Raw genomic sequence first — 24,619 nt, 5'->3', positions numbered from 1 at the left:
GCATGACCGACCGGTACGAAAGCCTCGACGCGATTCGCGGCGTTGCGGTGATGGGCATATTGGCAATGAACATCGTCGCCTTTGCGATGCCGATGAGCGCCTATTTCAACCCCGCCGCGGGCGGCGCGCCGGGCGGGGCGGACCTTGCCGCATGGGCGTTCAATTTCGTCTTCGTCGATTCGAAGATGCGCGGCCTGTTCTCGATGCTCTTCGGGGCGAGCACGCTGCTGGTGATCGAGCGCGCCGAGGCGGCGGGCCGCAGCGCGGCGGCGACGCATTATGCGCGGATGCTGTGGCTCGGCCTCTTTGGCCTCGCGCATTTCTATTTCATCTGGTTCGGCGACATATTGTCGCTTTATGCCGTCTGCGGCCTGCTGCTCTTCCTGTTCCGCGGTCTGTCGGTGCGCGCGCTGCTTTGGTGGGCGGCGGGCTTCCTGCTGGTCGCGATGGCGCTGATGGGATCGATGTGGCTGTCGATGACGCTGCTCGAAGCGGGGCAATTGCCCGGCACTGCGGCCGCCGAGGCGCGGGAACAGATGGCGCAATTCAACGCGATGATGGGTCCGGACTCGCCCGACTATGCCAGGGATGTCGCCCATTATCTGGGAAGCTACGGCGCGATCGCGGGGATGCGGTTCGGCGCGGGTGCGCTCGAACCGCTGACACAGGTGATGCTGTTCCTTTGGGAAAGCATGGCGCTGATGCTGATCGGCATGGCGCTGTTCAGGGCGCGGATGCTGACGGGCGAATGGGTCGCCGCGCGCTATCGCAAATGGGCGATCGCGGCCTTCCTGTTATCCGCGCCGCCGCTCGCGCTGCTGGCCTGGCATAGCGCAGCCACGGGTTTCGGTACCGTCACGGTGTTCGGTGCGGCACTCGTCTGGTCGACCCCGTTCGATTTCGTGATGACGGTCGGCTGGGCCGCGCTCATCATGCTGCTCATCAGGACCGCGGCATCGCCTGCGCTGCGCGCCCGGCTTGCGGCCACCGGACGCATGGCCTTCACCAACTATCTCGCGACGTCGGTGGTGATGACGACGATCTTCTACGGCTATGGGCTGGCGCTGTTCGACAGCGTGCCGCGCGCGGCGCTCTACCTCTTCTGCTTCGCCATGTGGGCGGCGATGCTGCTGTGGTCGAAGCCCTGGCTTGAGCGTTTCGAATATGGCCCGCTCGAATGGCTTTTTCGCAGCCTGTCGCGCTGGCAGCGACAACCGATGCGGCGTGCGCTGGCCGAAGGTCCAGCGCTTAGCTGACGGCGCGGCCGAAAGTCGGGCGGCGCTGGACGAGCGGGTTCGCTTCGCGTTCGAGCGCGGTCAGCGTTTCCTCGAACAGCGGGCGCAGTTCGACGACGCGCGGCAGATATTCTTCCGGGCTGACCTGCGCCTCGACGCAGTGGCGCGCGAACATTTCGATATCTTCGGCCAGCGCGCCGAGCCGTTCGGCGCCGAACTGGCGCGCCTCGCTCTTGAGCGTATGGGCAGGCATGACGAGGCCGCCGGCGCTGCGCGCGCGCATCGCCTCTTCGATCGCGGCGACCGACTTGATGCCGTCCTCGCGAAAATAGCCCAGAATCCGCACGAATGCCGCCCCCAACTGGGTGCGAGTCGCGCGAAATTCACTCCAATCGACCAGGATCTCGTCCAATTTTCCGTCCCTCGGTGTTCAGTCTGGTCCGTGGTCCCGTCCTGCACATGCACCGAAGTCGGTAAAAAAGAGGTTACGCGCGCAAAGCGGACACCGCCGAATCGCCCCGAAACAGGTCAGTCGCGCCGGACGCGCCAACGCGCGGCGTCGCTCATCGACCCGGCGTCATCGATCCGCCAGCCCTGTTCGGCGGCAAGCGCCGCAACTTCGCGCGCGGCGTTGGGGTCGTCGGCGATCAGCACGACATCCTGGGCGGCGCGCATCGCGCGGGCGAGCCGCAACGCCGGCCAGGGGCAGCGCATGCCGCGCGCATCGACGGTCAGCGCCGCCGAAGTGCCCGCAGCGTCATTCGTCATAGGGGTTGCGCGTGTTGCGGAAATTGATGCGGATCGGCACGCCTTGGAACCCCAGTTCCTTGCGCATCCCGTTGACCAGATAGCGCTGGTAGCTTGCGGGCAGGGAATCGGTCCGGCTTCCGAAGATGATGAAGGTCGGCGGACGCGTACGCGCCTGCGTCATGTAGCGCAGCTTGATCCGCTTGCCGCCCGGCGCCGGCGGCGGATTGGCGTCTACCGCGCGTTCGAACCAGCGGTTGAGCTTCGCGGTCGAGACACGGTTGGTCCAGATCGCGCGCTGTTCAAAGGCGACGCGGACCAGCGTGTCGATCCCCTTCCCCGTTGCGCCCGAAATGCTGAGCAGCGGCACGCCCTTGATCTGGCTGAGCCCGTCGTCGAGCGCCGCACGGACGCCGTTGAACAGCGACGACGGGTCTTCGGCGACGTCCCATTTGTTGAGCGCGATGATCAGCGCACGCCCTTCCTCCAGCACGCGGTCGGCGATGCGCAGATCCTGCGCCTCCAGCCCCTTTGTGGCGTCAAGAAGCAGCACGACGACCTCGGCGAAATCGACCGCGTGCAGCGCGTCGGCTACCGACAGCTTTTCCAGCTTGTCCTGAACCTTCGCCCGCTTGCGCATCCCCGCGGTGTCGAAAAGCTGGATCGGATGGACCTCGCCATCCTTTTCCCATTGCCAGTCGACGCGGATAGAATCGCGCGTGATTCCGGCCTCGGGTCCGGTAATCAGTCGGTCTTCACCGATCATCCGGTTGATGAGCGTCGATTTGCCCGCATTGGGCCGCCCGACGATCGCGAGCTTGAGCGGGCCGAGCGGCGCATCCTCGTCCGCATCTTCGCCGACCGCCTCTTCGTCGGCGTCCATGAAGGGTTCGACGATCGGGCGCAGCGCGTCGAACAGATCGACCAGCCCCTCGCCATGTTCGGCACTGAGCGCAATCGGCGATTCGAAGCCGAGCGAATAGGCCTCCATCAGCCCCGCCTCGCCCTGCTTGCCTTCGGCCTTGTTGGCGCACAGGATGATCGGCGTGTCTTCGCTGCGCAGCCAGCGCGCAATTTCTTCGTCAAGCGGGGTCACGCCCGCGCGCGCGTCGATCATGAACAGCGCCGCATCGGCTTCGCGCACCGCCTTTTCGGTTTGCACGCGCATCCGGCCAGGCAGCGTGGCCGCGTCTTGATCCTCGAACCCCGCGGTATCGACGATCAGAAATTCCAGGCCGAGCAGCTTGCCATCGCCCTCGCGCCGGTCGCGCGTCACGCCTGGCTGGTCGTCGACCAGCGCCAAGCGCTTGCCGACCAGCCGGTTGAACAGCGTCGATTTGCCGACATTGGGTCGGCCGACAATGGCGATCGTCGCGGATCGCGCCATGCGTCTATCCTATCTTCGCGGCGGGCCAACCCGGCCGCGCCCTGTTATTGCCAGGCGGTGATCGTGCCGTCGTCCGCCAGGATATAGAGCCGGTTGTTCGCAACCACGGGTGGCTGCGACAAGGGCGACTTGAACTCGGTGGTCGCGAGCGTCGAACCGTCGGTCGGCGAAAATTCGACGAGCTGTCCCTCGCTGTTCACCGCGATCAGGCGTCCGCCGGCCAGAATCGGGCCCGTCCAGCGGATCGGATCCTTTTTCTTCTTTTCGGTTTCGACGCGATAGCGCGCGAGCTGCTGGATCCAGCGGACCTTGCCCGAACCGCGCGCGACGCACAGCAGCTTGCCGTCGTCGGTCATCGCATAGACCCACTCGCCGACGACATAGGGCGTCGAGATACCGGCGATCGAGATTTCCCAGATGCGCTGCCCGGTGAGCAGGTCATAGCTCGCCATACGGCCGCCCTGGCCGAGCGCGAAAACGCGGCCGCGGTCGATCACCGGGTCGGCATCGACGTCGGTCAGCGTCGAAACCGACAGCGCCATCGAGGTGCGCGCGAGCGCGTCTTCCCACAGGTCGCGGCCGTTTTCGTAACGATAGGCCTGAACCTCACCCGACGAAAAGCCGGCGACGATCGTTCCCTGCCCGGCCGCGGGCGATGCCGCGCCGAACACGCTGCCGGGCTCGAGCGACGCGGTGGCCTGCCACTGCACCGCGCCGTCGCCGGCATTGAGCGCGAAAATCTGGTTGTCCTGCGTGATCACATAGACGCCGCCGAAGGCAACCGTCGGCGCGCCGCGCAGCGGCCCCGCGGGTTTGACCTTCCACAACAGCTTGCCATCCTCGGCGTTCAGCGCGGCGACGTCGCCGACGCCGCTCGTCGCATAGACGACATTGCCGTCGACCGACGCGCCGCCGCCGAACAGCGAGTTTTCGAAATCCTTGCCCGTGCTGCCGATCGACACGCTCCACAGCTTCGCGCCGGTATCGGCGGCGAAGGCCGACACGACGGCATCGGTATCGACGGCGAACAGCCGGTTGTTCGAAATTACCGGGGCCGCGGCGAGCCGCTGTTTCTTGGTGCTGCCCGCGATCGACGCTTCCCACGCCTTGGTACGCGCGGCGCCGAGCGCTGGATGCCCCATCGACTTGGACGCATTGCCGCCCGATTGTGCCCAATCGGCGTTGAGCACCGGATCGGGCAACACCACCGCAATCTCGGCGGTTGTCGGATCGACCTTGATGCTGTTGTCGTTCGACAGAATCGAAACGCGCTCGCCGACCGTCGGGGTGCGCGGGCCGCCCTTGCCCTTGAACGCGCCGCAGCCCGCAAGCGGCAGCGCGAGCATCATGGCGCAAATCACATATTGGCGTTTCCGCATCTTATTTGGCTTCCTCACTCTTGGCGGCGGCCGCTGCGCCCGGGGCGGCACCGCCTTGCTGGTCCTTTGTCGTGTCCTTGGCGGCGCTTTCCGCGGCGCGATCCTCGACCGCATCGACGCCGAGCATCCCCGCCATCTGCACCGTCCGCGACTGCAGCGATTTGAAGGTGGCGGGCGCCTTGGCGATACGCGCATAGAGCGCGCCGGCCTTGTCATATTGGCCGAGGTGATAATAAGCCGCGGCCGTCAGCTCGGCCGCGCTGCCGAACCAGCTCGATACCGGGTCGGTCGCATCGACGAGCGGCTTCATCCGCGCGATTACCGCCTCAGGCTTCATCGTATCGAATTCGAGCGCGGTCAAGCGAACCAGCGCCATATCGCGCATCGACTGGTCGAGCTTGGCGTCGCCCGCGACCTGCGCGAGCAGCGCGGCGGCGGCTTTCAGGTCTCCGTCCTTCGCCTTCATGTTCGACTGTTCGATCAGCGCGGCGGCGCGATAGGCGGCATTGCCTTCGCCTGCCAGCGTCTTGAGATCGGCGGTCGCCGCCGTCGGCTGCGCCGCAGCCTTGTCGAAAGCAGCCAGCAGCTGTTCGGCCTTTTCGCCGCGCGCCACCGTCTGACGGTGCTCCCAATAGAGATAGCCGCCGAACGCCAGCAGCGCCGCGATCGCCGCGCCGACGATCCAGCGGCCGTAGCGCTGCATGATGGAGCTGAGCTGATCCTTGCGGACGGCCTCGTCGACTTCCTGCAGGAAGGCCGCATTGTTCGTCGGGCTCAGGGCCAATCAATCCTCCATAACTCGTTCGCGAGCGATGCCCGCTTCGGGTTCGCCGGCCGTTCCTTAGCGGTCATGCCGAAAAAGGCCAAGCGATTCACTTGACCCCTGCAGGCACCCGTCCGGGGCGCCATCAACCCTTGTAGATTTGATCGTCGGTCGGGAATGAACGGGACCTGACCTGCTGGGCATATTCCTTCACTGCGCCGTCGATCACACCCGCCATATCCTGGTACCGCTTCACGAATTTGGGGACGCGTTCGAACATGCCGAGCATGTCGTCGGTGACGAGCACCTGCCCGTCGCATTGCGCCGAGGCACCGATACCGATCGTCGGACAGGCAACCTTGCCGGTAATCTCGATCGCGATCGATTCGAGCACGCCTTCGATAACGATCGAAAAGGCACCGGCCTGCGCGACAGCGACCGCATCCTCGACGATCGTGCGCGCTTCCTCGTCGCTTTTGCCGCGCACGCCATAGCCGCCGAGGATGTTTACTGCCTGCGGCGTCAGCCCGACATGCCCCATCACCGGAATTCCGCGCTGGGTCAGAAATTCGATCGTCGGGGCGAGCACCTTGCCGCCCTCGACCTTCACCGCCGCCGCGCCGGTTTCCTTGAGCAGGCGTGAGGCATTGGCGAAGGCCTGTTCGGGGCTCGCCTCATAGCTGCCGAAGGGCATGTCGACGATCACCGCGGCATGATAGCTGCCGCGCACCACCGCGGCGCCGTGCAACGCCATCATCTCCATCGTCACCGCGACAGTATGCGGGAGGCCATAGATCACCTGCGCCAGCGAATCGCCGACAAGCAGCATGTCGCAATGCGGGTCGAGCAGCTGCGCCTGCCGCACCGTATAGGCGGTCAGCATCACCAAAGGCTCGCCGCCGCCCTTGCGCTGGCGAATGCGCGGCACCGTCAGGCGCTTCATCGGCTGCGGCGTCGGATTGGCGCGGCTGGTGGAGGTGTCGAGGGTGAGCGTTTTTGGGAGCGTGGACATGGGGCGCGGGTTTAGCGGCTTATGCTGCGCTGCGAAAGGCCGCAAAGCGGAGCGATGTCCGCAAAGATTGACGCCATGTCAAAAATTATTTACATAGAGTCGCATATTATGAACATGGAGACGCCAAATGTCGTTCCGCGAAAAAATTCACTGGGTGACGCTGGTCACGATGATCGCCGCCTTCGGCTGGTATTTTCTTGCCTATCCGTGGGGGATCGCAGCGAGCCCGGCGGGCCTTTGGGCGAGTGCGGGGATGCTGCTGCCGGTCACCGTCGCGATCATCATCGCGATGACGATCGCATCGGCCTGGATGGCGATCCGCACCCCGGCCGAGGCCAACCTCAAGGAAGACGAGCGCGACCGTTCGATCCATTATCGCGGCACCCATTATGCCTATTATCCGCTCGTCGTCGGCGTGTGGGTCAGCATCTTCGCCCTGTTCTGGAACGCGGGGCCGGCGGTGCAGCTCAACCTGCTGCTTGCGACGGTCGTCCTCGCCGAACTGACGCGGATCGGCGTCCAGCTTTACCTCTATCGCCGGGGCTATTGACCCATGCCCCGCGCGACCCTTGAAACGACGCTGCAGCTTGCCGGCGCAGGTACCGGAGACTTGTCCATGAATTTCCGCGAAAAGTCGGCGTGGCTGAACGTCTTGGCCATGCTTGCCGCCTATAGTCTCTATTTCGGACTCATCATCGCTGGGCATCCGGCCGGGCGCGAAATTTTCCCCATGCTGTGGCTGTTCGGCTCGATCGCCTTGGCGCACGCGGCCATCGTCATCGTCGGCACCATCATCCTGTCCGCGCGGGCGCCGAAGTCGGAGCGGGTCCGTGCTGATGAGCGCGACCGCGCGATCCGCCGTCGCGGCGCCACGATCGCCTATTATGTCCTGCTGGCGGGGATGATGGTCGTTGGCGTCTATCTGCCCTTTGTGGAGCAGGGCGTGCCGCTCGCGAACACAGGCCTGTTCGCAATCGTTCTCGCCGAACTGGTGAACAGCGCGGTAGTCCTCATCAGCTATCGCCGGGGTTGGCATGGCTAGGCTGCCTTTCTCCAACGACATCCGCACCTTGCGCTTCCTCGCGGGAGAAATGACGCAGGCCGAACTCGGCGAGCGCGTCGGCGTGACCCGCCAGACGATCGCCGCGATCGAACAAGGCAAATATTCGCCCTCGCTCGAAGTCGCCTTCCGTATCGCGCGCACCTTCGGCAAGCCGCTCGAACAGGTGTTCGGGTGGGACGAGGAAAGCGGCTGATCCGATGCGCGGCCGCGCTGGCCCGGCTCGTCTCTCCCCGGGGGCCGGCCGGGCCGAAACGGCCGCGTGCGCGGCGAACCTTATGCGGTGCCGCGCCCCGCTTCATTCAGCGCCGCCAATTGCAAGTCGGTCAGCGTGACCGTCTCGCTGTCCATGATCTCGTCGAGTTGCGCGACCGAGGTGGCGCTCGCGATCGGCGCGGTGACGCCCGGCTGCGCGGCGACCCAGGCGAGCGCGATCTGCGACAGGGTGGCGCCGGTTTCGGCAGCGATCGCGTCCATTGCGGCGAGCACCGCCGGCCCCTTGCCCTCCAGATAGGCTTTGGCGCGCGCGCCGCGCGGGCTCTTGCCGAGATCCTCGGCGCTGCGATATTTTCCTGACAAATAGCCCGACGCGAGGCTGAAATAGGTGACGACGCCCAGCCCTTCGGCGATGCAAAGCTGTTGCAGCGCGCCTTCATATTGATCGCGGTCGAGCAGGTTCAGTTCGGGTTGCATCGCGGTGAAACGCGGCAGGCCCCCGGCGTCGGCGACGCGCAGCGCCTCGGCCAGCCGCTCGGCACTATAATTGGATGCCCCGATCGCGCGCACCGTCCCCGCATCGACCAGTTCGCCGAACGCGCCGAGCACTTCGTCCAACGGCACATCGGGGTCGTCCTTGTGCGCGAAGTAGAGGTCGATCGTATCGACGCCGAGCCGATCGAGCGAGCCTTTCACCGCTTCGCGGATGCGATCGGGCTTCAGCCCGCCGGGCATCATGCCGACCTTGGTGGCGATCAGCACATGGTCGCGCGCGCCGCTATCCTTCAGCCACGCACCCATCATGCTTTCGGATTCGCCGCCCTTGTGCCCCGGCACCCACGCCGAATAGACATCGGCGGTGTCGATCATCCCGCCGCCGCGCTCGACGAAGCGGTCGAGGATCGCGAAACTTGCGGCCCGATCGGCGGTCATCCCGAAGACATTGCCGCCCAGCACGAAGGGACGGACCGACAGGCCGCTCTGGCCAAGGGGACGCTGCGTCAATGCGATACTCCTGCATGGACCACCGGCACCGCTTCGCGCGAATTGTCGCTGAACAGGCCGTCGATCCCGGTCTTCAGATAGGTGCGGATCTCGTCCGCCAGATCGCCGTGGCCGGCGGGGTTGATGCCGCTCTTGTCGCCAAGCGGCAGGAAATAATTCTCGCGGCGAAAGGTCCACGGATGGACCTTCAGTCCGGCGGCATGGGCATCGCGCACCAGATGGGTCGGATCGCCGAGCGTGCCGAGCGCAGTCCGCGGGATGATCATTGTCTTGTTGGGTCCGATCCCGTCGGCATAGGCGGCAATCGCCTTCAGCCCCGCAGGCGTCGCCATCGCGGCGTAGCGTTGCTGCGCATGGTCGGCCGGACCGCCCTCGCCGTCCATGAGCTGGATCAGCGGCAGGTCGCTTTTCGCCCGGATCGCTTTCAGATTGCCGACCTCGAAACTCTGGATGAACACCGGCGCGCTGCGGCCATGATAGCCATAGCGCGCCAGCATGGCGAGCAGCGGCGCTTCGTGCGGCAGGCCGATGCTGGCGAAATAGCTCGGATGCTTGGTTTCGGGATAGACGCCGACCGGATGCTCGCGCCCCTTGTTGACCCGCACGAGCAGGTCGAGGATCTCGGCAAAGGTCGGGATCTGGTAGCGCCCGTCAAATTCAGTCGCGCGCAGTTGTGGCAGCCGCTCCTTCGCACGCAGCGTCTTGAGCTCGGCCAGCGTGAAATCCTCGGTGAACCAGCCGGTCACATCCTGGCCGTCAATCTGCTTCGTCGTCTTGCGCGCGGCGAATTCGGGGTGGTCGGCGACGTCGGTCGTCTCCGAAATCTGATTCTCATGCCGCGCGACGAGCACGCCGTCCTTGGTCAGTACCAGATCGGGCTCGATGAAATCGGCGCCCTGTTCGATCGCGAGTTCATAGCTTGCGAGCGTATGTTCGGGCCGTTCGCCCGACGCCCCGCGATGCGCGATGACGATCGCGGGCTTTCCGTCGAGGGTGGGCTGCGCCGCCATCGGTTCAGCCCCGCAGCCGGCGAGCGCGAGCAGCGCCAGCGCGGCGCGCCAGGCCTTCATGCCGCAAAGCGCTGTTGCCAGTCACCGGCGGAAAATCCCACACTATACGCGCCGTCCGCATCGACGAGCGGGCGCCGTATCATCGCCGGCTGATCGAGCATCAGCGCCTTCGCCTTCGCCGCATCGATCCCCGCCTTGTCGGCATCGGGCAGCTTGCGGAAGGTCGTCCCGCTCTTGTTGAGGAGCTTTTCCCAGCCGAGCGCATCGACCCAGCGATCGAGCAAGGCGGGATCGAGCCCGTCCTTGCGATAATCGTGAAACGCATAAGCCACGCCCCGCTCGTCGAGCCAGCGCCGCGCCTTCTTCACCGTGTCGCAGTTCGGAATGCCATAGAGAGTCAGTGCCATGCCGCCGTCATAGCGACGGCGCCTCGGCAATGCGAGCGTTTGCGCTTGCCAATTTTCCGCGCAGCGCCCGGGCAAAGCCTTCGTGCAATGCCGCGGCGATGTCGGGATTGGCGGCAAGATAGTCGCGTAGCACCGCGGCGGGGATGAACCACAGCCTGGCGTTGGTCGATAGCGTCACCGTCCCCGTCGCCTGCGCGCCGTCGAGCACAGTCGCCTCGCCGATCAGCGCGCCGTCGCTCACCGCGCCGACCTCGACCCCGTCGCGCAGCACCGACGCCGCGCCCTGGCTCAGATAGAAAAGGCTGGGTGCCGCCTGATTTTCGCGGATCAGCACCTCGCCCTGCCGCGCCGAAATCCAGTGCCCCTGATCGATCAGCCCGCGCGCCGCCGTCGCGCTCAACCGGTCGAAATGACGGGCGCGAAGCTGCTCCTCCTCGGACGAGAAGCGGATGCTCAGATTGCGCAGCCAGTCGCGCCAGCCGAACGCGATATTGGCGAGGATGATCGCGAGCAGCAGCAGACCCGCGACCAGCGCCTGCCCCGCGACGAGCGCCAGCGGCAGGGCGACGAGCGCGGCGAGCGCCAGCCCGGCGCGCACATATTCGATGCGCACCGCAAAGCTCGCCGCAAGCAGGATGAACAGGGCCAGATAGCCAAGAAGGGCCGGATCGAAATTCGCCATAGCCAATCGTTTTACAGCGGTCCCTGTGCTTAGATTGCTAGGGACCAAATCTTACCGATTACCGAAGACGGACGCGCGACCCGTAAAAGCGTCCTGATTTGCGAAAGAAACTAACAGTTTTTTGCAATGAAGAAAAGCATAGGTGCGCGAAAGCCACCATCATGCTAATTTTATCGCCCGCGCTTGCTTTGGCGGGGCAATCGCGCCAAGGCACCCGGCGAATCGATTTTGACGCAGAAAACGTAAGAAGACCGCATATGACGCACCAATGGCAACCGCAAAGCTGGCGCTCGCACGAAGCCCGTCAGCTGCCGACCTACACCGACGAAGCCGCGCTTGCGGCCGCCGAGCGTGAGCTTGCCGGATATCCGCCGCTCGTCTTTGCCGGCGAGGCGCGCGAGCTGACCAGCGAGCTGGGCCGCGTTGCGGAAGGCAAGGCGTTTCTACTTCAGGGCGGCGACTGCGCCGAGAGCTTTGCCGAATTCCATCCGAACAATATCCGCGATACCTTCCGCGTCCTGTTGCAGATGGCGGTGGTGCTGACCTTCGCGTCGAAGATGCCCGTCGTGAAGGTCGGCCGCATGGCGGGCCAGTTCGCCAAGCCGCGCTCGGCCGACATGGAAGAAGTGGGCGGCGTCGAACTGCCAAGCTACCGCGGCGACATCATCAACGACATCGCTTTCGAAGCCGCAGGCCGCGCCCCCGATCCGCAGCGGATGATCCGCGCGTACAACCAGTCGGCGGCGACGCTCAACCTGCTGCGCGCCTTTGCGAACGGCGGCTATGCCAATCTGCATCAGGTCAACGCCTGGACGCATGATTTCATGGACCGCAGCCCGTGGGCGAAGAAATATCAGGAGACCGCCGCGCGCATTTCCGAAGCGCTCGCCTTCATGGAAGCGTGCGGCGTGACGCCCGAAACGGTGCCGCAGATCAAGGGCACGAGCTTCTACACCAGCCACGAGGCACTGCTGCTTCCCTATGAGCAGGCGCTGACCCGGCAGGACAGCCTGACCGGCGGCTGGTACGACACGTCGGGCCATATGCTATGGGTTGGCGACCGCACCCGCTTCGAAGGGTCGGCGCATATCGAATATCTGCGCGGCATCGGCAATCCGGTCGGCATGAAATGCGGCCCCAGCCTCGACCCCGACGTGCTGCTGCGCCTGCTCGATACGCTGAATCCCCAGCATGTCCCCGGGCGCATAACGCTGATCACCCGCTATGGCCACGACAAGATCGAAGCGCATCTGCCGGCGCTGGTGCGCGCGGTGAAGGCGTCGGGGCACCCGGTCGTCTGGTCGTGCGATCCGATGCACGGCAATGTCATCAAGACGGGCAATGGCTACAAGACGCGTCCGTTCGAGCGCATCCTCGCCGAAGTGCGCGGCTTCTTCGCGGTCCACCGCGCGGAAGGCACGCATGGCGGCGGCATCCATATCGAGATGACCGGCCAGAATGTTACCGAATGCACCGGCGGCGCGATGGACGTGACGCAGATGGATCTCGCTGACCGTTACCACACGCACTGCGACCCGCGCTTGAACGCCGGGCAGAGCCTCGAACTCGCCTTCCTGCTCGCAGAAATGCTCAATCAGGAAATGACCGACCGGGCGAAGCAGGCCGCATGAGCGAACGCCGCATCATCGTGCAGAAGGAAGTGATCCGCAACGGGGTCGGCTTCGGCAGCGCGCTGGCGATGGCGATCAGCTTCACCACGCACAAATCGGTGCTGTGGGCGATCATCCACGGCATCTTCAGCTGGTTTTACGTCGCCTATTTCGTGCTGACCCGCTGACCAGCGCGCGGCGGCGGGGCCTGAACCTAGTCCGCCGTTCCCGGCCAGCGTTTCGTGTCGGCGAAGGCGCGGCCCAGCGCGACGTGCAGATCCGCATCCTCGGCGGCGCCGCCGAGCGGCACCTTGTCCGAAAATTCGTCGGCCGGACGATGATAGTCGCTGCCGAGAAACGCCTCGAGCAGTTTCATGTCCGAAAAACTGCCGCCGACCATCAGCGAGGTGACGCCCTTGGCGCCGAGCGCCCAGCCATCCTGCCGCTGGACGAAGGCATCGGCCTCGCCGTCGCTGTCGATCGTCCGGCCGAGTGACGTCGCAACGTTGCGCACCATCGCGTCATAGGCGGGCTTGCCGCGTCCGATCGTCGCGACCGGCGTGCCGCGCGGCGAAATGGCGATAGTGTCGATGTTGAGCGCGACAGTGATGCCGGACAGCGGCACGACCGGATGGTCGGCGAACCAGCGGGCGCCAAGCAGCCCCTTCTCTTCCGACGTGGTCGCGAGGAAATAGATGTCGCGGTCGGGACGCGGCCCCCCTGCAAGACGCTTGGCCACCTCGATCAGCACCGCGATCCCGCTCGCATTGTCTACCGCGCCGTTGCAGATGCGATCGGCGGCGCCTTCGGGCCGGCAGATGCCGAGATGATCCCAATGGCCGAGGAACAGCACTGCCTTGCCGTCGGGCTTCGCGCCCGGCAGCTTGGCGACGATATTGTTGCTGGCAAAATTGCGCACCGCGGCGGTCGCAGTGAAATCGCCCGTCACCGGCAGCAGCGTGCCGCGATAATCGCCCGCCTCGGCTGCTGCGCGCAGCGCCACGCCGTTCTTCCCCGCCTTGGCGAGCATGGCATCGAGCGCCGCCGGAGCGATATAGCCGCTGATCGTCGGCCCTGCCGGCGCCGACCCCATGCGCACGCTCTTGGCGCCCAGGCTCTCGCGAATCTCGTTCCACGGCATCGAATCCGGCGCGACGATCAATACGCCCGCCGCGCCCGCGTCGGCGAGCATCTGGCGCCGCTCACGGTAGCGCGGCAGCTTGTCGCCGAAGGGCGGCGTATCGAACAGCATGACCGCGACCTTGCCCGCTACATCGGCGTTGACCCGGCCGTCCGCATCGACGCCATAGCCGACGAAGACGAGCGGCGTATCGGCCAGCGCCACCGACGCCTCGCTGCCGGTGACGATGATACCCTCGTCGCCGATCGCGAAGGGTTGGCCGGTCACCTTGAACCGCGCGCTTCCGCCCGTCGTCTGCGTTTCAACGAAAGGAACCGGCTGCAGCCAGGGCGTGTCGCTGCCCGGCACCGCCTGCAATCCAGCCTTTGCCCATTCGCCGACAATATAGGCGATGGTGCGGTCCTCGCCCTCGGCACCCGGACCGCGGCCCTCGAAGGCATCGCTCGCAAGAACGCGGATATGCTGCGCCAGATCGGCTTCGGCGACGGGCGTATTGCCCTTCGCATAGGCGGCGGGCGTGACGGCAAGCAGGGCGGCGGCCGCAACGGCGGCGCGAAATGGCGACAATGTCATGGATGTGCCCGATGGCATGGCCATGCCGAAGCGGCAAGGCGCGTTTGTCGAACGATGAACAGCATCGACGGAAAGCAGGCCGCTATTGCGCCCGCGCCCGCGCCAGCAGCGCCTTCGCCGCCGCGACGTGCATATCTTCGATCATATGGCCCGCGTGCCGCTGCGCCCCGCCGGTTGCTGCGGCGACCAGCGCTTCGGCAGAGGCTATCTCGCGCGCCGACGGGGCGAAGGCGCGGTTGCACGGATCGACCTGCGACGGGTGGATCAGCGTCTTGCCGTCGAAACCGAGCCGCCGCCCCTCGCGCGCTTCGGCCGCAAAGCCCTCCGCGTCGTCGATCGCATTATAGACCCCGTCGAAGCACCAAACGCCGCCTGCGCGCGCCGCGAGCACAATCGCCTGGATCGCATGGCCCATCGCGCCGCGATCCATGCCGTCGGGCAGCTTGAGCTCATAGGCCAGATCGTTGAGCCCGGCGATCAGCCCCTGCACCGCGGCATCGGCGGCGATTCCCTGCGCCGCATAGATGGCGGTCGGCGTTTCGATCATCGCGAGCAGTGGTAGCCCCAGAGCGCGCAGCGGGTCGAGGTCCGAGAGCGCGTCGACCTTTGGCAGCACCACCGCGTCGAGCACGAGGCCGTCCAGCGCCGCGAGATCTTCCGCCTGCTCGGCGCTGCCACTGGCGTTGACGCGCACGGCCACGCGCTTGCCCGCAAAGCCCGCCGTCACCGCGGCGCGCATCGCCGCGCGTGCCTCTGCCTTGCGCTCCGCGGGCACCGCATCCTCCAGGTCGATGATCAGCATATCGGCGGCGAGCCCGCCCGCCTTTTCGAGCGCACGGGCGTTGGAGCCGGGCACATAGAGGAGCGAGCGCGGGGCGAAGGCGGCATGGGTCATGCGCTTTTCTGTGGCGCAGCTGGACCATTGCCGCAATAAGGAAGCGGGATTGCGATCGAATTTGCAAAGGGGATGATCATGTATTTCGCACTTGCACTGGTGGTGCTGGCGCTGGTGTTTCTGATCTGGGCGCTGACGCCGGTGCGGCAGGGTTTCGCCTATACGATCGAACGCTTCGGCCGCTACACGCACACCGCGCAGCCGGGCCTCAACTTCATCATGCCGATCTTCGACCGCGTCGGTCGCAAGGTGAACATGATGGAGCAGGTGCTCGACATTCCGGGGCAGGAAATCATCACCAAGGACAATGCGATGGTCGCGGTCGACGGCGTCGTCTTTTTCCAGGTGCTCGACGCCGCGAAGGCGGCCTATGAGGTCAGCGACCTGTACCTCTCGATCATGAACCTGACGACGACCAACCTGCGCACCGTCATGGGGTCGATGGACCTCGACGAGACGCTGTCGAAGCGCGACGAGATCAACGCGCGCCTGCTGCATGTCGTCGACGATGCGACGACGCCATGGGGGGTGAAGATCACCCGCGTCGAGATCAAAGACATCCGCCCGCCGGCCGACATTTCGAACGCGATGGCGCGCCAGATGAAGGCCGAGCGCGAAAAGCGCGCCGCGATCCTCGAAGCCGAAGGGCTGCGCGCCTCCGAAATCCTGCGCGCCGAGGGCGAGAAGCAGGGCCAGATCCTGCAGGCCGAAGGGCGGCGCGAAGCCGCCTTCCGTGACGCCGAAGCGCGCGAGCGCGAGGCCGAAGCCGAAGCCAAAGCGACGCAGATGGTCAGCGACGCGATCGCGAGCGGCAATGCGCAGGCCATCAACTATTTCATCGCGCAAAAATATGTCGAGGCGGTAAGTCAGTTCGCGACCAGCCCCAACGCCAAGACGATCCTGTTCCCGGTCGAGGCGACGCAGCTCATCGGCACGCTGGGCGGCATCGGCGAACTCGCGCGCGACGCGCTCGAACGCAAGACGGAGGCCTGACATGCCCGACTGGCTGGCCAGCATGGAACCGCACTGGATTTGGCTGTCGGTCGGCGTCCTGCTCGCCGCGGCCGAGATTGTCGCGCCGGGATTTTTCCTGATCTGGATCGGCGCCGCGGCGATCGTCACTGGGGTCATCGCGTGGATCGCGCCGATCGGCGTACCGATTCAGCTCGGCATCTTCGCAGTGCTGGCGGTGATCATCCTCTATGGCGCGCGCAAATGGCTGCGCGACAATCCGATCGTCTCGACCGACCCGCTGCTCAACCAGCGCGGCGGCCGTCTCGTCGGTGAGGTGCTGACGGTGACGACGGCGATCGAAGACGGCCGCGGCCGCGCCCGGGTTGGCGATGGCGAATGGCCGGTGCGCGGACCCAACGCCGCCGAAGGGGCCAAGGTCCGCGTCGTCAGCGCCGACGGCGGCGTGCTGGTGGTCGAGGCGGTTTGATCCAAATCGTCATTGCGAGGAGCCGAAGGCAACGCGGCAATCCAGTGTAGCGCAAACCTCTCTGGATTGCTTCGCTCCGCTCGCGATGACGACCGATTCAACCACCCCGCGGCCGCGAATAAATCCCCACCACATGCCCCAGCGCGTCACTGTCGCCGATGCGGCGAAAGCCCAGTTTTTCGGCGACACGCTCTGATGCAGCATTGCCCGGATCGATGATGCAGCGCACCTCGGGCGCGTCGAGCGTCGCGTCGGCCCAGCCGAGCGCCGCGCTCATCGCCTCGGTCGCTAGCCCGCCGCCCCAATGGTCGGCATCGAACGCCCAGCCCGCCTCGGGTAGATCCTCAAGTTCGGGGATGCCGCGGCAGAAATAGGAAAGCCCGCCCATGCCGATCAGCGCATTGCTGTCGCGGTCGGCGAACACCCAATAGCCAAAGCCCATCACTGGCCACAGCCCGGCAGAGCTCAAAAATTTACCCCAGCTCACGTCGGGCGCACGCGGTTCGCCGCCGATGAAGCGCGTGACGCGCGGATCGGCCCACATCGCGATATGGACAGGCTTGTCCGAAAAATGCGGCGGGCGCAGGCGCAGCCGCGCGGTTTCGATCGTGGGAGGCGAGGTGATCATCGTGCCGACATGCCCAGCGCGGCGGGCATGGTCAATCGGGGTCGAAGAAATGGTCGAACAGGTCGTGCAACACGGCCTTGCCGTCGACCTGCGGCCGGACGCGCAGCACCGCCAGCGTATCGACGCGTGCCAGCACGTCGCAATGGTTCAGCACGAGATGATAGGCGGCGCGGTCCCTGAAATCGTGAAACAGGAGCATCGCGTCGGGTTTGCAGTGGACGATCGCCTGCAACAGGCAGGCGACACGAAAGCGCCCGTCGATCAGTACCGCGTCAGGGCTGCCGGTCAGGTGGCGCCAGATATGCGTGTGATAGCGCGGCCAATCGCGCAGGCGCGCCGGGTCGGTGGGCCGGCCCTCCGCATCGACCGGACCGATTTCGGGCTGATAGGGCGTGTAGCCCTCCGCCTCTTCGCCCAGTCGGCGCGCGATGGCGGCGAGCCGCTCGCGATCGCCGTCGACCGCCACGATCCGCCGGGCCTGCCGCGCGGCGACGAGCGTCGCCTCGCCGCATCCGAATTCGAGCAGCGATTGGCGTCCGGCGAGTTGCAGTTCGAGCTGCACGAGCTCGGTCGCGGTCCAGATCGATGGCATGAACGGTCCCCTGTTCCCCCCCCGCAGGAGATATGGGACTTCGCCGCAGCCGTCCAGCTATGGAACACCCCCACGAAGGCAGAGACCCGGAGAGGGAGAGAGAGGCCTCTCCGGCCGCCCGCCTTCGCGGGGGTGCCGGGCCGCGGCCTCAGGCCGCGGCCGTTGCCAGCTCGGGCGCACCCGACGAATGCGACGGCATCACCGCATCGGAATAATCGCTCTCGAATTTCTTGATGAGTTGGCGGTCGTCATGGTTCCAAGGGTGAAAGCCCGGCATGAAATAGGCCAGCCAGGGCAGAAAGCTTTTGCGCAGGATGCCCGGATAGCCGAGCATGAACCACCAGATGCGCGCGCTGACGCGCCAGCCGGTCAGCCCGTCCTGCTGCAAGAGCGCCTTCATGCCCCGGATGCGCTTGGGCCAGAAGCGCGCGGTGATCGCGACCATCATCAGCGACTTCGCCTTCCAGCGCCGCCAGCGGCTCCAGTCGCGCGTCGCGTGGAGCCAGGTGTCGTAAGCGACGCCCTTATGCTCGATTTCCTCGATCGCGTGCCATTTCCACAGCGCCGCCCATTCGGGCTCTGCGCCGTCGTACATCGCGGAATCCTTGAGCATGATCGCCGCCATCATCGCGGTATAATGTTCGAGCGCGATCGTCGCCATCAGGTTGACGATGGGCGGGCGCGTCTTGATGAGTTCCATCACATTGTCGACATCGGCCTCTAGCTCCGACAGGTCGTAGCCCGCCTCCGCCGCCTTGCGATTGAAGACGACATGTTCGCGGCTGTGAATGACTTCCTGCTGGGTGAAGGCGCGGATTTCGCGCGCCAGCTTTTCGGGCACGCCGTCGCGGTGCGCCTTCACCGCCTCGATGAACATCGCCTCGCCTTTCGGAAAGGTGACCGACAAAGCGGTATGAAAAACCGAGGCGATCGGGTCGCCGTTCATCCACCAGCGCCCCTGCCGGTCGTCGCGGCCGAAGCGGCGATCGCGCGGGGTGATCGACAAATCCTGCGGCGTCGGCGTGCGGGAAAGGCTGGACATATGGTTCTCACCGTCGAAAAGGGGGCTCAGGGCGTGGGGACGCCCGACGGGGCAAGAAATAGGAATTACTTACAGTGGTGTCAATAGTAAAGAAACGGCTCAGCCCGGAGGAAAGCCGGTCGGTGGCGCTCGAGGCCGCGCGGCTGATCCTGATCGAGATGGGGCCGCAGGCGGTGACGTTGAAAGCCGTGGCATCGCGCATCGACCGCACTCACGCCAATCTGCTCCACCATTTCGGCAGCGCCGCCGGTCTGCAAAAGGCGCTCGCCGCCTATCTCGCCGAAACGGTGTGCGACACGATTGCTGCGAAGATGACGTCGTCGCCGCCGGGCGAACGCAATGTGCGCGAGATCGTCGACCTTGCCTTCGACGCCTTCGACAGCGGCGGCGCCGGGGCGCTCGCCACCTGGATGGCGGCGACGGGCAATGAGGACGCGCTCGACCCGATCCTCGATGCCATCCACCGCCTGATCGACGGAACGGCGCCCGACGCGCACGAAAAGCGGCTGATGCACGAAGACACGTTGGCGCTCGTGCTGATGGCGATGGGCGATGCCCAGCTTGGCGGCCCGATGGCCGAAGCGCTGGGCCTGCCCCGCGATACCGCGCGCACGCTCGCGACCGAACTCATCACCGGCCGCATCGCCGCCTTCTGGACCGAACAGGGCGGCAAGCCCCCGCAATAGCGGGGCGCGCCGGCACGCGATATTTGCCCCCTTGAATCCCTTACGCCACGCGCCGATGTAAGGCGCCGAGGGGCAGCCCGCCGGTTCGCGGCGGGCATCCCGGATACTGAAGGACGAAATTTCCATGATCGACCCGCTCGCCGCCCTTGTTCCCGTCGTCGTCGAACAGACGAGCCGCGGCGAACGCAGCTTTGACATCTTCTCGCGCCTGCTGCGCGAACGGATCGTCTTCGTGACGGGCGAGGTCGAGGACAATATGGCGTCGCTGATCGTCGCGCAGCTTCTGTTCCTCGAATCGGAAAATCCGAAGAAGGACATCTATATGTACATCAACTCGCCGGGCGGCGTCGTCACGGCGGGCATGGCGATCCACGACACGATGCAATATATCCGCCCCCGCGTCGGCACCGTGTGCATCGGCCAGGCGGCGTCGATGGGCAGCTTCCTGCTCGCCGCCGGCGAACCCGGCATGCGCGTCGCGCTGTCGAACGCCCGCATCATGGTCCACCAGCCCTCGGGCGGCGCGCGCGGCATGGCGTCGGACATCGAAATCCAGGCCAAGGAAATCCTGCGTATCCGCAAGCGGATGAACGACCTCTATGCGCAATATACGGGCAAGCCCTTGAAAGACATCGAAAAGGCGATGGATCGCGACACTTTCCTCGAAGCCGAGGAAGCGCGCGCATTCGGGATCGTCGATCATGTCTACGACCGCCGCCCCGCGCTCCCCGGCGACGAGGCGCCCAAGGAAATCAGCGAAGGTCCGACGCCCTGACGCCGGCCAGCCCGCTTTCGGTAACCGCGTTTGTTGACGCCCCCGTTCGCGGGCCGTCGTCAGGTTGGACATGTCCCAATGTCACCTAATTGCCATATTGTAATTGGGTGATCGCGGGCTAGGATGAAGGACGGCAGCGCCCTTTTGCGGCTGCCAGAGGAAGATTTATGACGAAATTGAGCGGCTCGGACAGCAAGAGCACTCTTTACTGCTCCTTCTGCGGCAAGTCGCAGCATGAAGTCCGCAAGCTGATTGCCGGCCCCACCGTGTTCATCTGCGATGAATGCGTCGAACTGTGCAACGACATCATCCGCGAGGAAATCAAGGGCGGGGTCGCCGCGCGCAAGGATGGCGCGGTGCCGACGCCGCTCGAAATCTGCCAGCACCTCGACAATTATGTGATCGGCCAGAACACCGCCAAGCGCGTGCTGTCGGTCGCGGTCCACAACCATTACAAGCGCCTCGCCAATTCGGGCCGCGGCGATGATGTCGAACTGGCGAAGTCGAACATCCTGCTCGTCGGCCCGACGGGCAGCGGCAAGACGCTGCTCGCGCAGACGCTGGCGCGCTTCCTCGACGTGCCTTTCACCATGGCCGATGCGACGACCCTCACCGAAGCCGGCTATGTCGGCGAGGATGTCGAGAATATCATCCTCAAGCTGCTCCAAGCGTCCGACTATAATGTCGAAAAGGCGCAGCGCGGCATCGTCTATATCGACGAAATCGACAAGATCAGCCGCAAGGCCGAGAATCCCTCGATCACGCGCGACGTGTCGGGCGAAGGCGTGCAGCAGGCGCTGCTCAAGCTGATGGAAGGCACCACCGCGAGCGTGCCGCCGCAGGGCGGGCGCAAGCATCCGCAGCAGGAATTCCTGCAGGTCGACACGACCAACATCCTGTTCATCGCGGGCGGCGCCTTTGCCGGCCTCGAAAAGATCATCGGCGACCGCCTGCAGGGCAAGTCGATCGGTTTCGGCGCCCATGTCGCCGGCCCCGACGAACGCCGCGCGGGCGAGGTGCTCAAGAATATCGAGCCTGAAGATCTCCTCAAGTTCGGCCTGATCCCCGAATTCGTCGGCCGCCTGCCGGTGATCGCGACTCTCGAGGATCTCGACATCGACGCGCTGGTCAAGATTCTGGGCGAGCCCAAGAATGCGCTGATCAAGCAGTATAAGAAGCTGTTCGATCTCGAAGAGGTCGCGCTGACCTTCACCGACGACGCGCTGGTCGCGGTCGCCAAAAAGGCGATCGAACGCAAGACCGGCGCGCGCGGGCTGCGCTCGATCGTCGAGGCGATTCTGCTCGACACCATGTTCGACCTGCCCGACCTGACCGACGTGATCGAAATCGTCGTCGACAAGGATGTCGTCGAGGGCCGCAAGGCGCCGGTGCGCGTCTATGCCGACAAGGCGAAGGAAGCGGGCGACGCCGCCTGAGTCGAGTCGCGGCGCGCACCTGCGCCGCGGTTTCGCTCCCGCCAATGTTGCATTGCAGCAACAGTTGCACGAAAAAACGCAGCGCCGCCTGTCGATTATTCTGCGGCAGCGACGGAAATTCGCGCTTTTTTGACCTTTCCCCGCGCCTGGGCGATGGCGCGGCTTGCACTGTCACATTTGCTGTCACAATCGTGCCACATGCGGGCTTCAGGGGCGCTCGCAGGTCAAGCGCGCCCCAAGCCGCGCGCCTGCCGAATGCCACAATCAAGGGGACAACCTGTCATGAATTTCCGCAACACGCTCGCCGCTGGCGCCGCGCTGCTTCCGCTTGCGCTGCTTTCCACGCCGGCCTTTGCCCAGTCGACGGGCTCGGTCGATTTCGAAAACGAGATCGTCGTCACCGGCACCTCGGCGCAGGACGTCGCCGGCATCCAATCGCCCGATACGTCGAAGGCGAAGTCGGTTCTGGGTCAGGAAGTGATCGCGCGTCAGAACCCCGGTCAGACCATTCTCGACACCATCAACCTGGTCCCGGGGGTCGTCTTCACCAACAATGACGCTTATGGTTCGTCGGGCGGTCAGCTGACCATCCGCGGCTTTTCGGCCGACCGCATCAGCCTGACCTTCGACGGCGTTCCGCTGAACGACTCGGGCAACTATGCCATCTATTCGAACCAGCAGCTCGATCCCGAACTGATCGAACAGGTCAACGTCAACCTCGGTTCGACCGACGTCGACAGCCCGACCGCCGCGGCAACCGGCTCGACCGTCAACTACCGCACGATGACCCCGACCGAAGAATTCGGTGTCAAGGTCTCGGGTTCGGCGGGCGAATACAGCTTCTTCCGCGTTTTCGGCCTGATCAACACCGGCGAATTCACGCCGTTCGGCACGCGCGCCTTCGTCTCGGCTTCGAGCGCATCGAACGACAATCCGTTCAACAACTATGGCCGCATCCGCAAGAAGCAGTTCAACGGCCGCATCTGGCAGCCGATCGGCAGCAACGGCGACTTCATCTCGGTGGCCGGTCACTATAACGAGAACCGCAACAACTTCTTCGGTTCGCTGCCGCTGCGCCTCGACGCCAACCGCGTTGTCGGTTCAGGTTCGGGCAACCGCTTCCCGATGAACAACGACGAGCGCGAATATAACATCAACTATCCGTGCACCACGACTGCAACTGTCACGCCTGGCGCTGCCGATTCGGCGTCGTCGTGCGGTACCGAGTTTGACCGTCGCTATAACCCGTCGAACACGGGTAACATCCGCGGCGCGTCGAAGTTCACGCTTTCGGAAGGCGTAACCCTCACCGTCGATCCCAGCTACCAGTATGTGAAGGCCAATGGCGGCGGAACCGTCAATGCGCGCGAACGGCTCAACAATGGTCTCGCTGGCTACATCGGCGGCCGTCCTTACTTCGGCATGGACCTCAACGGCGACGGCGACCTGCTCGACGAAGTTGCGGTGCTCGCACCCAGCCAGACGCAGACCCATCGTTATGGCGTAATCGCTAACCTGCGATGGGACATTGCAGAGGGTCACACGGTTCGCATCGGCTACACCTTCGACCGCGCGCGTCACCGTCAGACGGGACAAGTCGGTTTCCTGCAGATCAATGGCGAGCCGATCGATGTGTTCCCGGTCAACGACGGCGCAACCGACGTTACCGGCGGCGTTCTCCAGAAGCGCGACCGTCTCTCCTATGCAACGCTCAACCAGATTTCCGGCGAGTATCGCGGGGAGTTTATGGATGGCAGCCTGGTTACGACGCTCGGCATTCGCGCGCCGTTCTTCCGGCGTAATCTGAACAACTATTGCTTCACGACGAGCGACTCGGGCTTCGTCGACTGCTTCGGTCAGGGCGACCCGCGCAACGCGACATATGCAGCTGCGAACCCGGCGGTTCAGGGCCCGCAGCAGCGTGTGCTCAAGTATGACGACATTCTTCCGAACGTCGGCCTGCTGTTCAAGCCGAGCAACCGGATCTCGGTGTTCGCGAACTATTCGAAGGGCCTGCAGGTTCCGGGCACGGACTCGCTGTACAACGCGTTCTTCTTTGCACCGAACACAGCCTCGGCGCGTCCGAACCCCGAAAAATCGGACAACTTCGACCTGGGCGTTCGCTATCGCACCGGTCAGGTTCAGGCGCAGCTTTCGGGCTGGTTCACGAAGTACAGCGATCGTCTCGCTTCGGCCTATGATCCCGTCACCGAACGCAACGTCTACCGTAACCTTGGTCGTGTCGACAAATATGGCATCGACGGCAGCGTTGCCTTCCAGCCGGTCCCGGAACTGGCTCTCTACGCCTTTGGCTCGTGGATGAAGTCGGAGATCAAGGACAATGTCCAGGCTGGCAGCTGCACCGCGGTCAATACTGCCATCGGTTGCGCCGCGATCGGCGATCCTCTGTTCGCCCAGACTGCCGGCAAGCGTGAATCGGGTTCGCCCGAATATACTTTCGGCGGCTCGGTCCGCGGAACGCTGGGGCCGGTCGAACTGGGTATCACCGGCAAGCGCACGGGCGGCCGGTTTATCTATGACACCAATCTGCCGATCTATGCGGGTACGCAGGCTGCACCGACGATTGTCTATCCAGCGAAAACCAACGCCTATTGGCTGGTCAACCTCGATGCGCGCCTGAGCCTGGAGTTCCTGGGTCTGAACGACAAGACCTTCTTCCAGCTCAACGTCTACAACCTGTTCGACAATCTCTATGTCGGCTCGTACACGACCAGCCTGAATCAGGGCGGCGTTCTGGGTTCGGGCCTCGTGACCGCCAACCCGGGCTCGGTTCCCTTCGCCCAGATCGGCGCACCGCGCACGATCAGCGGCACGCTGACCGTCGGCTTCTAAGTCCCCGGCAGTATGCGAAAATTAGGGCGCGGGAGGAAACTCCC

The 24,619-nt window shown here is 65.0% G+C and carries 27 protein-coding genes; 12 read left to right on the top strand and 15 right to left on the bottom strand.

The window, feature by feature from the left end:
* The first annotated feature begins 2 nt into the window (after positions 1 to 2).
* On the top strand, positions 3 to 1,256 hold the full coding sequence (locus L0963_RS02885) for a DUF418 domain-containing protein (RefSeq protein ID WP_217372654.1): 1,254 nt from the start codon (positions 3 to 5) through the stop codon (positions 1,254 to 1,256).
* On the opposite strand, the gene L0963_RS02880 is transcribed toward L0963_RS02885, so the two are convergent.
* The 6 genes from L0963_RS02880 to panB form a co-directional block, all read right to left on the bottom strand.
* Entirely contained in the window at positions 1,249 to 1,647 is a 399-nt protein-coding gene (locus L0963_RS02880) for an Hpt domain-containing protein (protein ID WP_186402590.1), read from the bottom strand. The two genes, L0963_RS02885 and L0963_RS02880, sit on opposite strands and share 8 nt — an antisense overlap.
* Positions 1,648 to 1,763: 116 nt before the next feature.
* Entirely contained in the window at positions 1,764 to 2,003 is a 240-nt protein-coding gene (locus L0963_RS02875) for a sulfurtransferase TusA family protein (protein ID WP_062900684.1), read from the bottom strand.
* On the bottom strand, positions 1,993 to 3,369 hold the full coding sequence (der, locus tag L0963_RS02870) for a ribosome biogenesis GTPase Der (RefSeq protein ID WP_003040578.1): 1,377 nt from the start codon (positions 3,367 to 3,369) through the stop codon (positions 1,993 to 1,995). The genes L0963_RS02875 and der overlap by 11 nt, the downstream gene beginning before the upstream one ends.
* 44 nt (positions 3,370 to 3,413) lie before the next feature.
* Complete coding sequence (locus tag L0963_RS02865) at positions 3,414 to 4,748, bottom strand: outer membrane protein assembly factor BamB family protein (protein WP_058813132.1); 1,335 nt, start codon at positions 4,746 to 4,748, stop codon at positions 3,414 to 3,416.
* A gap of 1 nt (position 4,749) precedes the next feature.
* Complete coding sequence (locus L0963_RS02860; protein WP_217372655.1) at positions 4,750 to 5,532, bottom strand: tetratricopeptide repeat protein; 783 nt, start codon at positions 5,530 to 5,532, stop codon at positions 4,750 to 4,752.
* Between the two features lie 124 nt (positions 5,533 to 5,656).
* The gene (gene panB, locus L0963_RS02855) at positions 5,657 to 6,523 is read right to left on the bottom strand and encodes a 3-methyl-2-oxobutanoate hydroxymethyltransferase (RefSeq protein ID WP_003040587.1); all 867 of its coding nucleotides are present in this window, start codon (positions 6,521 to 6,523) and stop codon (positions 5,657 to 5,659) included.
* 127 nt (positions 6,524 to 6,650) lie between these two features.
* On the opposite strand from panB, the gene L0963_RS02850 reads away from it, so the two are divergent.
* From L0963_RS02850 to L0963_RS02840, 3 genes are read left to right on the top strand one after another with little or no spacing between them, the layout of a single operon-like run.
* A complete protein-coding gene (locus L0963_RS02850; protein ID WP_062900686.1) occupies positions 6,651 to 7,073 on the top strand; it encodes a hypothetical protein in 423 nt (140 codons plus the stop codon).
* Between the two features lie 3 nt (positions 7,074 to 7,076).
* Entirely contained in the window at positions 7,077 to 7,565 is a 489-nt protein-coding gene (locus L0963_RS02845) for a hypothetical protein (protein WP_234178545.1), read from the top strand.
* Positions 7,558 to 7,779: a helix-turn-helix transcriptional regulator gene (locus L0963_RS02840; protein ID WP_040589196.1), complete on the top strand. Its 222-nt coding sequence runs from the start codon at positions 7,558 to 7,560 to the stop codon at positions 7,777 to 7,779. Before L0963_RS02845 ends, L0963_RS02840 begins: the two co-directional genes overlap by 8 nt.
* 80 nt (positions 7,780 to 7,859) lie before the next feature.
* Here L0963_RS02840 and L0963_RS02835 read toward each other — a convergent pair whose 3' ends face one another.
* Genes L0963_RS02835 through L0963_RS02820 form a run of 4 tightly spaced genes read right to left on the bottom strand, consistent with a single transcriptional unit; the run spans position 7,860 to position 10,903 of the window.
* Entirely contained in the window at positions 7,860 to 8,804 is a 945-nt protein-coding gene (locus L0963_RS02835; protein ID WP_062900687.1) for an aldo/keto reductase, read from the bottom strand.
* Positions 8,801 to 9,874: a glycerophosphodiester phosphodiesterase gene (locus L0963_RS02830; protein ID WP_217372656.1), complete on the bottom strand. Its 1,074-nt coding sequence runs from the start codon at positions 9,872 to 9,874 to the stop codon at positions 8,801 to 8,803. Before L0963_RS02830 ends, L0963_RS02835 begins: the two co-directional genes overlap by 4 nt.
* Entirely contained in the window at positions 9,871 to 10,221 is a 351-nt protein-coding gene (locus L0963_RS02825; RefSeq protein ID WP_062900689.1) for an ArsC family reductase, read from the bottom strand. Before L0963_RS02825 ends, L0963_RS02830 begins: the two co-directional genes overlap by 4 nt.
* A gap of 7 nt (positions 10,222 to 10,228) precedes the next feature.
* Positions 10,229 to 10,903, bottom strand: coding sequence for a cyclic nucleotide-binding domain-containing protein (locus tag L0963_RS02820; RefSeq protein ID WP_062900690.1), 675 nt, complete (start codon positions 10,901 to 10,903; stop codon positions 10,229 to 10,231).
* Between the two features lie 257 nt (positions 10,904 to 11,160).
* Here L0963_RS02820 and L0963_RS02815 point away from each other — a divergent pair, with 257 nt between their 5' ends.
* Both L0963_RS02815 and L0963_RS02810 read left to right on the top strand, forming a co-directional pair.
* Complete coding sequence (locus tag L0963_RS02815; RefSeq protein WP_062900691.1) at positions 11,161 to 12,534, top strand: class II 3-deoxy-7-phosphoheptulonate synthase; 1,374 nt, start codon at positions 11,161 to 11,163, stop codon at positions 12,532 to 12,534.
* On the top strand, positions 12,531 to 12,701 hold the full coding sequence (locus L0963_RS02810; protein WP_003040612.1) for a hypothetical protein: 171 nt from the start codon (positions 12,531 to 12,533) through the stop codon (positions 12,699 to 12,701). Before L0963_RS02815 ends, L0963_RS02810 begins: the two co-directional genes overlap by 4 nt.
* A 26-nt stretch (positions 12,702 to 12,727) precedes the next feature.
* Here the strand turns inward: L0963_RS02810 and L0963_RS02805 are convergent, their stop codons facing one another.
* Both L0963_RS02805 and L0963_RS02800 read right to left on the bottom strand, forming a co-directional pair.
* Complete coding sequence (locus L0963_RS02805) at positions 12,728 to 14,227, bottom strand: M28 family peptidase (protein WP_234178544.1); 1,500 nt, start codon at positions 14,225 to 14,227, stop codon at positions 12,728 to 12,730.
* An 82-nt stretch (positions 14,228 to 14,309) separates the two neighbouring features.
* A complete protein-coding gene (locus tag L0963_RS02800; protein WP_062900693.1) occupies positions 14,310 to 15,122 on the bottom strand; it encodes an HpcH/HpaI aldolase/citrate lyase family protein in 813 nt (270 codons plus the stop codon).
* Between the two features lie 72 nt (positions 15,123 to 15,194).
* On the opposite strand from L0963_RS02800, the gene L0963_RS02795 reads away from it, so the two are divergent.
* Both L0963_RS02795 and L0963_RS02790 read left to right on the top strand, forming a co-directional pair.
* Positions 15,195 to 16,115 (top strand): SPFH domain-containing protein, encoded by a 921-nt coding sequence (locus L0963_RS02795; RefSeq protein ID WP_217372657.1) that lies wholly within the window; start codon positions 15,195 to 15,197, stop codon positions 16,113 to 16,115.
* A gap of 1 nt (position 16,116) precedes the next feature.
* Positions 16,117 to 16,563 (top strand): NfeD family protein, encoded by a 447-nt coding sequence (locus L0963_RS02790; RefSeq protein ID WP_217372658.1) that lies wholly within the window; start codon positions 16,117 to 16,119, stop codon positions 16,561 to 16,563.
* Between the two features lie 97 nt (positions 16,564 to 16,660).
* Here L0963_RS02790 and L0963_RS02785 read toward each other — a convergent pair whose 3' ends face one another.
* From L0963_RS02785 to L0963_RS02775, 3 genes are all read right to left on the bottom strand, one after another.
* Positions 16,661 to 17,191, bottom strand: a complete 531-nt coding sequence (locus L0963_RS02785) for a GNAT family N-acetyltransferase (protein ID WP_217372659.1) — start codon at positions 17,189 to 17,191, stop codon at positions 16,661 to 16,663.
* Positions 17,192 to 17,222: 31 nt separating this feature from the next.
* Positions 17,223 to 17,783, bottom strand: a complete 561-nt coding sequence (locus tag L0963_RS02780) for a hypothetical protein (RefSeq protein WP_062900696.1) — start codon at positions 17,781 to 17,783, stop codon at positions 17,223 to 17,225.
* A gap of 148 nt (positions 17,784 to 17,931) precedes the next feature.
* Entirely contained in the window at positions 17,932 to 18,825 is an 894-nt protein-coding gene (locus tag L0963_RS02775) for a metal-dependent hydrolase (protein ID WP_062900697.1), read from the bottom strand.
* Between the two features lie 77 nt (positions 18,826 to 18,902).
* Here L0963_RS02775 and L0963_RS02770 point away from each other — a divergent pair, with 77 nt between their 5' ends.
* The 4 genes from L0963_RS02770 to L0963_RS02755 all read left to right on the top strand — a co-directional run bounded on the left by L0963_RS02770 (position 18,903) and on the right by L0963_RS02755 (position 24,575).
* On the top strand, positions 18,903 to 19,511 hold the full coding sequence (locus L0963_RS02770; RefSeq protein WP_234178602.1) for a TetR/AcrR family transcriptional regulator: 609 nt from the start codon (positions 18,903 to 18,905) through the stop codon (positions 19,509 to 19,511).
* A gap of 124 nt (positions 19,512 to 19,635) precedes the next feature.
* Positions 19,636 to 20,286, top strand: a complete 651-nt coding sequence (locus tag L0963_RS02765; protein WP_003040638.1) for an ATP-dependent Clp protease proteolytic subunit — start codon at positions 19,636 to 19,638, stop codon at positions 20,284 to 20,286.
* A 167-nt stretch (positions 20,287 to 20,453) separates the two neighbouring features.
* Positions 20,454 to 21,722, top strand: coding sequence for an ATP-dependent Clp protease ATP-binding subunit ClpX (clpX, locus tag L0963_RS02760; RefSeq protein WP_003040640.1), 1,269 nt, complete (start codon positions 20,454 to 20,456; stop codon positions 21,720 to 21,722).
* 282 nt (positions 21,723 to 22,004) lie between these two features.
* Positions 22,005 to 24,575 carry a TonB-dependent receptor gene (locus L0963_RS02755; RefSeq protein WP_217372660.1) on the top strand — a complete coding sequence of 857 codons (2,571 nt, stop codon included), beginning with the start codon at positions 22,005 to 22,007 and terminating at the stop codon, positions 24,573 to 24,575.
* Positions 24,576 to 24,619 lie beyond the last annotated feature (44 nt).

It is taken from the genome of Sphingopyxis sp. NFH-91 (assembly GCF_021401285.1).
Lineage (GTDB): Bacteria > Pseudomonadota > Alphaproteobacteria > Sphingomonadales > Sphingomonadaceae > Sphingopyxis > Sphingopyxis terrae_A.
The sequence above is the reverse complement of the archived record's forward strand: the minus strand, read 5'-3'. Positions and strand labels throughout refer to the sequence as shown.